Annotated in this window: 4 protein-coding genes; all 4 read left to right on the forward strand. The window is 65.0% G+C overall.

Annotated features, from left to right (window positions below; translation table 11 throughout):
- The coding region (locus JWQ89_RS17215; RefSeq protein WP_299642971.1) for a hypothetical protein at window positions 1–183 on the forward strand (183 nt) is incomplete at its 5' end.
- Window positions 184–246: 63 nt separating this feature from the next.
- Complete coding sequence (locus tag JWQ89_RS17220; RefSeq protein ID WP_299642973.1) at window positions 247–1302, forward strand: hypothetical protein; 1056 nt, start codon at window positions 247–249, stop codon at window positions 1300–1302.
- A gap of 2 nt (window positions 1303–1304) precedes the next feature.
- Complete coding sequence (locus JWQ89_RS17225; protein WP_299642975.1) at window positions 1305–3074, forward strand: hypothetical protein; 1770 nt, start codon at window positions 1305–1307, stop codon at window positions 3072–3074.
- On the forward strand, window positions 3074–4457 hold a 1384-nt coding region (locus tag JWQ89_RS17230; protein WP_299642976.1), incomplete at its 3' end, for a hypothetical protein. The genes JWQ89_RS17225 and JWQ89_RS17230, both read left to right, overlap by 1 nt.

Consider the following 4457-nt stretch of genomic DNA (forward strand, 5'->3'; position numbering starts at 1 on the left):
ATCATGAACCGCCGCGGCATGCCCGACCTCGAGACGCTCCGCTTCCTGCCCTTCGCATTCAAGAACGACGTCTGGATCATCATCGCTTGCGATTTCTCCTTCTCGACCGGCGGCCTCCAGGTGTGGAACGCCGACATCCGCAAGCTCTACAACGACCCGGTGGATCCGATCTACCCCGAATAAAATCCCTTTTCCCTGCTGTGTGCTCACGCCCGCCCGCGCAATCGGGCGGGCGTTTTTTCAAATATGCCAGAAAATCTGCCAGTTCGTTCCGACAAGGGTGACGCCCCGCAGGCGGATGGCAGAGTTTTCGGGACATACACCGGGCCGGTAGCCGCCGGCAACGGTGTGCCGCGGCCACCCGCTACAGCTGCTGAGGAACCGCCCCGCCGGAGCAAGGCCGACATCCTCGCCTCGCTGCCCCAGGCGGTGCCGCTTAGCATCCCCGAGCTGGCCGAGCACCGCGCGCACCTCGCGCGTCACCGCAGCTCCGCTTTCATCCGCTACGTGCCGACCGTCGCCGGCTTCCGTCTCCGGCCGGTGTCGCTGCGTTCCATCGAGCGGCTCGCCGCCTTCGAGTGCGACCTGCGCCGTGGCCGCTTCGAGGATCTGGCCATCTTCGTCTGGATCCACCATCCCGCCTTCGGCCAGTTCGCGGGCCTGCGCCGCCGGCTCATTATCGCCCGCCTGCGCTGGCGCCTGACGCCGGCCTGGCCGCGGCTTGGCGCCTTCCTGGTGTTTGCCGGCAAACTATGCCGGGCGACGGCCCGGACATACACCGGGACCGCTGCGGCGGGCAACGGTGTTCGACGCACCGGAACGGTGCGGGCCGGAGTCTGCTGGATCCTCGCCCGCCTTTTCTCGGCCGGCGCATGGCTCGTCACGTTCGGTCGCCCACCCACCACCGCACTCCGCCTTGCTACCGCCCTCGCCGAGGCCCGCGCGCTCTATGCCCGCGCCCACACCGACTGGCCCGCCGGCGACGACTCCGGCTCCGCCGCCCCGCTGCCCTGCAGCTTCACCGCCTTCGTCCTCAACACGATCAAGGGCCGGCATCCCCAGCTGACTGCCGACGAGATCCTCGACTGGCCGCTCGTCGAGCTCGTCCAGTGGCTGCGCGCCATCATGCACGAGCAGAATCCCCGCCAGGAGCTGATCGACTCCACCGAGGCCGCGTTGATCGCGGCAGCGCTAGAGCCTTCTGCCGAGGTTTCGCCGACTCCTTCGGCCGCCGGTGGACGGCCGGAAGGCGAGAACCTCGGACAGATCCCGGGCGCCGAGCACGGCGCAACGGGAGAATAACCATGGAAACCTCCCTCAAGGCGATCTTCGGCATGGACAGCGCGGGCTTCCGCGCCGACCTCAAGCAGACGATGGCCGAGACGCGCTCGGCCATTAACAGCTGGGCGGGCATCGTCTCCGGTGTGGCCGTCGGCGCCGTGATCGCCCTGAGCAAAAGCGCGATCGAGCTCGGCGGCCACCTGTCCGACACCTCGCAAAACCTCGGCATCAACGTCGAGTCGCTGCAGGCGCTCGAGGCCCAGCACAAGCGCAACGGCGTTTCCCAGGAGGAGCTGACCAAGGGCCTTGAAAAGACCCGCGCCGCCGGCATCAAGGCCGCCGACGGTGATACCAAGCAACTCGAGGCCCTGACGGCCCTGGGTATCAACGCCGCGAAGTTCATCCAGCTGCCGCTCGACCAGCAGTATGAGGCGATCGGGAAGGCCCTCAATGAGGCGACCGACAAGAATGTCGCCTACAACGCCGTGACTGGAATCTTCGGCGAAAAAGTCGGCCCAAAGATGATGGAGTCCCTCCGCGAGCTCGGCGAGATCGGCCTGCCCAAGGTCACAGCCGAAGCCATCAAGGCCGGCCAGGTGCTGAGCGCCGAGACCGTTGTCGCGCTCGATCGCGCCGGCGACGCCATCGATGACTTCAAGAAAAAGGCGGTCGTGGGCATGGGCAACATCATCGTCAATTTCCGCACGACCGAGGGCCTCCAGCTGCTCGGCCTGCAGCTGCTCAAGCTCGTCGGCGTATTCGGGGCCAAGATCGTCGACGGGTTTCACGAGGCCGGCAGCTTTGTCTGGAACGTCTACTCCAGCATCTTTATCGGCGTGGCCAATAAGTTCCGCGACGGCCTGCTCGACGCCGTCGCCACCGCCGCCGGCTGGATCAACAAGATCCTGCCGAATAAATTCCAGATCAACGTCGCGAACATCGAGTCGCTCAAGTCCGCCGGCGAGGACATCGGCGTCATCATGTCCCGCGCGATCGCCACGACCAAGCCCGCGACCTTTGCCAAGGACGTCGCCGATTACTGGGACAAGGTCATCGCCGATCAGCAGAAGGTGGTTACCGCGCTCAACCACGTGGATCTCGGCAAGGAAGCCAAAAAGCTGACCGATGCCGGCAAGGATTTCCAGAAGTCGGCCGTCGACGCCGCCGGCATCGCCGCTGAAAAACTTCGCATCGCCGGCCTGACTGTCGGCGAGAAATTGATGGACGGTGCCGTCGCCTGGGACGATGGCCAGAAGCAATGGTCCGACAACATCGACCGCTTCGTTGACTCCATCAAGCAGCTCGGCGCCGTCTACGGTATCGATCGCAAGGGCAAAGCCGCCGAGCAGCTCGACCAGGGGCAGCTACAGGCGCTGCAGACCAACCTCAACCGCTCACTCTTCAATCAGCGCCAGCAGGACCAGACCGTTCTCGGCGTTGAGTTTGGCCCCGGAGGATACAAGTCCCCCCAGCAATTCCTCCTCGAGCAGGAGCTGGCCCGGGTGAAGGCCGAGCTGGCGCTCCGCAGCAATTACTCCCGCGACCTCGGCGCTTTCGGTCAGGGCTTCATCGATAAAAACTACGGCGCCACCGACGTCGAGCGGTTGAAAAATATCTCCGGCCTGACCACCGCGGCCGAGCAGACCAATCAGAAAATCGACAAGCTCGAGCAAACCATCCGCGACCGCATTCCGACGGGCGCGTTCGACAATTCCGCCACCCTTTCCGCCCTCGATTCCGTCTCGGCCAACCTGCGCTCTGTCGGCGACAAGATCGCCTTCGGCAATCGCTGATGCCCGCCAACCCTGCAGTTCCCATCGGTTACAATGACGGCTGGCTCGGCGCGCCCCGCAGCATTGGCGCCCCGGTCCCCGATTGGCCGTTTCAGCAGCTGGGCGACCTCGACACGCTCACCGTAACCGAGACCTGGAAGGCCGCGGTCGGCGTCTATCGGCCGATGGCTCCGCTCACGCCGCATCCCCTGTGGTCGAATGCTTACCTCGTGGAAGAAACCAAGCGGGTGCGGAATAACCTTGGCTCGGAAAAGTGGCAGCGGATCTATGCCACGATCCCTTCCGTCAAGGTCACCTACGACAGCACCGTCTTTAACCGGCCGCTGCTGCATGATATCTGGCTCCCGGGCGGCACCAGCAACGTTTATGCGGCCTCGTTCGAGCCCGACACCTCCACGTTGTTTTTCAGCCGCAGTGGCGTCACGGCGCTCGCCGTGCCGGCGACCACCTACCTCAACCCGTTCAACTCCCAGTCCCTCATCGGACACCAGCAGGTCACGGTCACGCTCAACACCGGCACCGTCAGTTTCTACCTGGATGACGCCGCTTCCACCATCGCCGATGCCATGAGCACGGCGTTCTCCGGCAGCACGGCCAACTCCGCGAACTTCCACATTTCGAAATGGACCTATGGCGTCTACATCTCGTGGGCTGGTGTTTCCGTCCAGATTCTTTCGCTCGTCAACACCGACCCGACGATCGTCACCTCCAGCCGCACCGCCCAGCTCGGCGCCGCCACCAGCACGGGCCCCCTCGAGTTCGTCGCCGCCCAGACGGTCGCCATCAGCACCCGGGCCATCACGACGGCCGCCGCGCACGGCGCCGCCGTCGGCGATCACGTGGCCCTCTACAACGGCGACCGCATCGTTGCCATGACCAAGGTCGTGTCGGTCCCCTCTGGCACGGCGTTCACCATCCCCACTGATGCCCTCCCCGGCGCCAGCGATGTGCTGACGCATATCGCCCTGCAGAAACTCGGCCTCCGCCTCGCTAATGGGAGCAAGGATTGCACCATCAGGGTCACGGCGAAGTTCTACGCTCAGACTGTCACCACCGGCATCACCACCGGCGCGGACATCCCACCGGTGCTGCTTTACAACGACCCGATCGCCTGGCTTGGCCGCATCATCGCCCGGACTCTGTTCGGAGCCACCGGCACCGCCAGCAACAATAGACTCTCCTATGCCGCCCACGGCATAAGCACCGGCGACACCTTTTTCATCCTCGGTCTCTCCGGGGGCTCCGGCCTCGTGGCGCTGCGGCAATACTGGGCCTACCGCATCGACGCGAACAACTGGTATCCCTGCGCTTCACCCGACGAGGCCCTGGTCGGCACCTCGATCGACATCACGTCCGACGCCCCCAGCGTCACCATCCTCCTCC

The organism is Devosia sp. (assembly GCF_028290645.1).
Classification (GTDB): Bacteria; Pseudomonadota; Alphaproteobacteria; order Rhizobiales; family Devosiaceae; genus Devosia_A.

Coding starts and splice junctions, on each gene's coding strand:
- JWQ89_RS17220 (WP_299642973.1), top strand. CDS start 247: ATGCCAGAAAATCTGCCAGTTCGTTCCGACAAGGGTGACGCCCCGCAG.
- JWQ89_RS17225 (WP_299642975.1), top strand. CDS start 1,305: ATGGAAACCTCCCTCAAGGCGATCTTCGGCATGGACAGCGCGGGCTTC.